Source organism: bacterium, assembly GCA_040757115.1.
In the GTDB taxonomy this organism is placed as follows: Bacteria; UBA9089; CG2-30-40-21; order CG2-30-40-21; family SBAY01; genus JBFLXS01.
The window spans coordinates 1-5,712 of sequence record JBFLYA010000239.1; the positions used below are offsets into that span (position 1 = coordinate 1).

3 protein-coding genes and 1 tRNA gene are annotated in these 5,712 nt (G+C 36.5%); all 4 read left to right on the forward strand.

What is annotated here, in order from left to right:
- Nucleotides 1–138 precede the first annotated feature (138 nt).
- Nucleotides 139–2,433: a tetratricopeptide repeat protein gene (locus tag AB1422_15920; protein MEW6620797.1), complete on the forward strand. Its 2,295-nt coding sequence runs from the start codon at nt 139–141 to the stop codon at nt 2,431–2,433.
- Between the two features lie 366 nt (nt 2,434–2,799).
- Nucleotides 2,800–3,426, forward strand: a complete 627-nt coding sequence (locus AB1422_15925) for a protein-L-isoaspartate(D-aspartate) O-methyltransferase (GenBank protein ID MEW6620798.1) — start codon at nt 2,800–2,802, stop codon at nt 3,424–3,426.
- Between the two features lie 53 nt (nt 3,427–3,479).
- Nucleotides 3,480–3,557 (forward strand) — tRNA-Pro (locus AB1422_15930).
- Nucleotides 3,558–3,790: 233 nt separating this feature from the next.
- Entirely contained in the window at nt 3,791–5,437 is a 1,647-nt protein-coding gene (argS, locus tag AB1422_15935; protein MEW6620799.1) for an arginine--tRNA ligase, read from the forward strand.
- The last annotated feature ends 275 nt before the right edge of the window (nt 5,438–5,712 follow it).

Consider the following 5,712-nt stretch of genomic DNA (forward strand, 5'->3'; position numbering starts at 1 on the left):
GAAATTGATTGTGGAAAACAACAAATTTCCATAAATTTCTATTAATTTCAATTTTTTTAATAATATCTCCCTATCTCCTTAATCTCCACATCTCCTTTTGTTACACCACCTGAACGCTTACTAAAAATCAGAGGGAAAATGAATAAATCACTTATAATCCTTACAATAATATTACTTTCCAGTTTCACCTGGGCTAAAGAGATTGAGCAACAAAGAACGAGTTTCGACCCATTAGAAGTAATGGCTAATGAATACCTGAAACAGGCATTTACCCTGTATAACCAATTAGAGTTTGAAAAGGCAATTACCTTGTATAAAAAGGCATTAGATTTGACCCCTGATTCTGCTCAAGTCTGGTATTGGTTGGGCAGAAGCTATTATCGGACAGGGCAAATGCCTCAATTTTTCTCTGCCTGGGAGAGGTTTTTAAAATTAAGCAAAGAAGATACCTCAGAAATAAAACGAAAAATGCTGGTCTATTCAGAAAACCATATTAAGTCAAATACATACAGATATTTTGACACCATTAAAGGAAAAGATGATTTTGCTATTTATAATCCTGCGGGAATAGTTATAGATTCCGAAGATAATTTTTACATCAGTAGTTTTGGGAATAATGCTATTTTAAAATTTTCACCAATTGGGAAACCTTTATTACGATTTGGGCAAAAGGGTAAAGATAAAGGAAAACTAAATAAACCTGCGGGTATTGTCCTTGATAAAGAAGGGAATGTTTATGTAACTGATTTTGGTAACCATCGCATTCAAAAATTTACCTCTGAAGGCAAATTTTTAATGGCGTTTGGCAAAGAGGGTAAAAAATCAGGTGAATTTATCAACCCGGAAGGGATAGCATTAGATAGTAAAGAATATATTTATGTTGTGGATAACGGTAATCACAGGATTCAAATCTTTTCCCCGGAAGGTAAATTCGTAGGGAAAATTGATGAAATGCTTTTATCTCCGATAGGAGTAGTTGTGGATAAAAGGGAAAGAATTTGGGTAATTGAGCGAGGCGGTAACTATCTTAAACAATTTGCTACCTCAGGCAGACTTCAAAACAATTTTCCATTTCCACAAAAAGGATTAATTCCCAAAGGTATAACTTATGCCCTGGATGGAAAACTATATCTTAGTTTTTCACAAGGCAGTATCTTTAAATTTGATATAGAAAATCAAAAGTGGGAAAGGTTAAATCTACCTTCAAAATTTCCTGCTCCTTTGACACTGGCTGTCAACAAATATGGATTGCTGTATGTTATTGGTTTTGAGAATAATTCCATATTGGTGTTTATTCCAGAGGAGGCTAAAGATACACAATTTGATGTTCTGGTCAATCGTATAGATACAAGTGGTTATCCAACAATTATAATGCCCGTGATGGTGACATCTAAACACAAAACCCCGATTTTAGGTTTAACTTCTAATAATTTTAAAGTAGAAGAAAACGGTCGACAGATGCAACCTATAGCACTGGGCACACCGGTATATGAAAATGAGTATTTAGTTACAACCTTTATCATTGATACATCTAAAAAGATGGTCAAATATCGAAATGATGTCCAAGAACTATTAAACAAATTTGTTTCGGAGATTAAAGGAGGAATTCAAGGGGTATCAATAATTGGTTTTTCTGAAAAGGCAGAATATATCCAGTCAATTACTCGAAATAAAACAGCCTTGCGAGATAAAATTGAGAGATTAATGCCGGGTAAAAATTCCAGAGACAAAGATGCTATCTTTTCGGCAATTAAACTTGGAGTTAGCGAGATGAATTATTTAATCTGTAAAAAGGCGATTTGTTTAATTACCTATGGTGATGAGGTGGAAGAAGAAACATTATTTAGAGAATGCAGTGATTATGCTAAAAATAATCATATTCCGATATTTGTGGTTGATTTTCGGGGACAGGGCGAAACTAAATCACTAAAAAATTTAGCCGCAAATTATTTCCTGGCATATCAATCCCAAAAGGCTCAAAAACTCTACGAAACCATTTCAACTCAAATCAAAAACCAAAATATCTACCTTATTTCTTACCAGACACCTCAAGAGCAATGGGCTTTAAAATGGGTAGATGTTAGTGTTTCTGCCGGGCATAGGCATCTTTGTGCTTATGATAAAATAAATTATGTTGTGCCACCAGGTAAAGGAATAGATAAGGAGATTATTGCAAAAATAGAGAAACGTATCCAGAAGAAAAGAAAAGAACTATATGAAGAAAAGATGAAGAAATTGGAAGAAAAGAAGAAAGGGAAAGCGGGTCATAAAGCTGAAGGAGGACATGGCGAAAAGGGCAAACCAGAAGGATTTCCTCCCCCAAAAACATGGGAAGAAGATATTCAACCAGATATTGGTAGCCCTGTTCGTGAAAAATTTGTTCCAGATGAAAAAACTAAGCCTGGCGGTGGAGGACATGGAGGAGGACATTGAGATAGGATAAGGGTAACTGTTCAGCCACTGATTTCATCTGTGGCTAAATATGTGGTAACCGTTCACCGCACAGATACAGAGACGCAGAGAAAAACAGACCCCTAATCCCTCTCAAGAGGGGAAAATCAAAAATTAAATATTAAAATGCAAAATGACATATCAAATATCAAAAATCTTGACTTCGTGTTTAATTTATTGCCTTACAAGTACTTTTGCATTTTACTTTGTCATTTTGCTTTTTACATTTTGATATTTGCATTAAACTCTGCGTCTCTGCGGAAATTACCACCTGAACGGTTACAATATGTGGATTAAATTTTGGAGGGGGAGACATTGAATCAACGATATGATATTGAAAGAAGAAAAATGGTTGATGAACAAATTATAAGACGGGGAATTGTGGATGAAAGAGTGGTAGAGGCAATGCTGAAAATTCCACGAGAGCTATTTGTCGAAGAGGCACTTCGGGAAAAGGCTTACGGTGACCATCCCCTTCCAATTGGTTGTGGACAGACTATCTCACAGCCATTTATGGTTGCTTTAATGAGTCAATCTTTACAACTATCTGGCTCAGAAAAGGTTCTGGAAATAGGAACAGGTTCAGGCTATCAAGCGGCTGTTTTAGCTGAATTAGCTCAAAAGGTTTATACTGTTGAACGGGTAAAAATCTTATACGAAAAGGCACAAAGGATACTTTTAACCGAATTAAAATATAAAAACATTGCAACCATTTTAGCCGATGGTAGTTTGGGATTACCTAATCTTGCTCCTTTTGACCGTATTATTGTGACGGCAGCCGCACCGGATATCCCGAAACCATTAATCGACCAACTGACAGATAACGGTATTCTGGTCATCCCAAAAGGAGATAAATTCTTTCAATCATTGATAATCGTAACAAAGAAAAATGGTGAATTATTCACTAAAGATATAGGTGGGTGTGTCTTTGTGCCATTAATTGGCAGGTATGGCTGGAAAAATAATGGGGCGTAATTAGAGATTGAGATTAGAGATTGAACTTTTACTAATTCACTAATTCACTACAACGGGGCATAGCTCAGCTTGGTTAGAGCGCCTGGTTCGGGACCAGGAGGTCGGAGGTTCAAATCCTCTTGCCCCGACCAAAAATTGGCGTCACTGTTCAGCCACTAAAATATAGCAGTTATTAGTCAAAATTTTACTCAGGGTGGATAAGTAAAAAATCCCAAATCCCAAGCACCAAATCCCAAATAAGCACCAAGATGAATTAGTCTAATCGCACAGGTGGAAAAAATTGTGAATTGTGAATTGTGAATGAATGCATAGTTAATAAAGTCCCCGTCGGGGGAACAAGGTTAAATGAAGGACAAACAGGAAAATGACCATAAATAATGAGATAGTAGATATAATTGATAAGGCGATTGGGCGAGCAATGACAAATGGCAGAATCCCTGGAGTCGAGTTGGAATCTATTCAACTTGAGTCTCCTAAAAGACCTGAATATGGTCAATTAGCAACTAATATTGCCTTTGTCCTCGCTAAAAAGGCTAATCTTTCTCCGTATCCGATAGCTCAAACAATCGTTGAATTTATGGAAAAACCAGAGGAGTTAATTTCGCAGGTAGAAATTGCTGGAGGTGGATTTATTAATTTCTGGATTGCAAAAGATAGATTATATAAGGTTTTGAAAGAGATTGAAGATAAAAATGAACGCTACGGAATGTCAGACATTGGTCAGGGGAAAAAGGTTTTAATTGACTTTGTTAGTGCAAATCCAACCGGGCCACTTCATATTGGTCATGGTCGGGGCGCCGCTTATGGAGATATTCTGGGTAATATTTTATCTTTTTGCGGCTATGAAGTAACTAAAGAATATTATATCAATGATGTTGGCACACAAATGGAAACACTGGGAAAATCTTTAAAAGCACGATACTTACAACTATCAGGACAACCTGCACAACTCCCTGAAAATGGCTATCAGGGTCAATATTTAATAGAAATAGCCAGCACACTTTATCATCAAGAAAAAGATACTTATCAAAACAAAGATGTTGATTTTTTTACACAATTTGCCAAAGATGAGATATTGAAGGATATTAAAAAGACATTAATCGATTTTGGCGTCGAATATGATAATTGGTTTTCAGAGGGTAGGTTATATGAGTCTAATGAAGTAGAAGATGTGCTTAATACTCTACGAAAACTTGGGTTTGCTTACGAAACTGATGGAGCACTCTGGCTAAAGACGACCTCTTTTGGTGATGAAAAAGACCGTGTTTTAATTCGGCAAGATGGTAAACCAACATATTTTGCAGGTGATATTGCATATCATAAGAATAAATACACACGCGGATATGACCTGTTAATTGATGCCTGGGGCACTGACCATCATGGTTATGTCAAACGGCTACAATCAGCAATGGAGGCTCTAAGTTATCCTGATGTCGTTGTTTTACTTTATCAATTGGTTAGTTTAGTCAAGGATAAACAACCTGTTTCTATGTCAACCAGGTCAGGTGAATTCATTACCTTATCGGAGTTAATCAAAGAGGTTGGTAAGGATGTAGCGCGATTCTTTTTTATTATGCGTAAGGCAAATAGCCATCTCGAATTTGACTTAAATCTGGCAAAACAATCCTCGAATGAAAATCCTGTTTATTACATTCAATATGTTCACGCCCGCACCTGTAGTATTCTGGCTAAGGCAAAAAAAGAAGGCTTTCAAGAACCTTTCCAGGCAGACTTGAATTTATTAAAACTTTATGAAGAGAGGGCAATACTTTTCAAATTAGCCTCTTTGCCTGTGGAAATAATTAGTTGTGCAAAATTTTACGAGCCACAAAGTTTAACAACATATCTTATTGAACTGGCGGGGTTATTTCATAATTATTATCAGCATCATCGAGTTATCTCGGCAAATAGAGACCTTTCAACTGCTCGTCTTGTCTTAGTTAATGCCATCCGTATAGTTATTCGTAATACTCTGCTTTTATTAGGCTTACAAGCCCCAGAGCGGATGTAAAAATAAAGGGACTCGGGACTCGGGATTCGGGACTCGGGAATAAAGGAATCCCCTAATCCCGAACCCCGAACCCCGATTTTCAGGAGAAAGGAAGTTTCACGCCAAGCACGCAAAGAACGCAAAGGAAAATAAGGGAAAAAACTACCTTTAGGGCACAAAGTCTTATGGTGAAATGTCAAGTAAAAAATTAAGTTTTTTTAAAAATATTTTTCTTGACTTATATCCCTAAAAAGGCACAAAAATAGTATGTTCGGATACAAGTGAATTTTTTAAAT